Annotated in this window: 1 protein-coding gene; it reads right to left on the bottom strand. The window is 27.9% G+C overall.

The window, feature by feature from the left end; translation table 11 throughout:
* Window positions 1-369, bottom strand: a 369-nt coding sequence (locus SB659_RS19165) for a hypothetical protein (protein WP_410551536.1), incomplete at both ends; no start/stop codon positions are given.

The raw sequence follows: 369 nt of genomic DNA, 5'->3' as shown, positions 1-369 counted from the left end.
CATCATTAACAATTGATCTATTTTCCGGAGCATTATAAAAATAAACCGTTTTTACTCTAGGATTTATTTCCAATTTTTTAATGATAGTCAAATCCTGAGGTATCCCATTAAAAGGAATAAGTATTTCAACTGTTTGGATAGAAGAAAATTCTATAAAAGATAAAATTTCATCTATTTTAGCCATTGAATATTCTAAGAATCTGATCTGTATAAAACTAGCTGATAATTCTTCTATCATTCTATAGGCACCTGCTGTATCAAAATTATCTTTTAATTTATGCTCAATAATTACCTCGTTAATTTTGTTAGGTGACCTCCATTTAAATTTTTTCCGGAAATTCTCAGGGGTAATATTTTCGGTAAGATTTC

The organism is Arthrobacter sp. SIMBA_036 (genome assembly GCF_046535135.1).
Classification (GTDB): domain Bacteria; phylum Actinomycetota; class Actinomycetes; order Actinomycetales; family Micrococcaceae; genus Arthrobacter.
The sequence above is the reverse complement of the archived record's forward strand: the minus strand, read 5'-3'. Positions and strand labels throughout refer to the sequence as shown.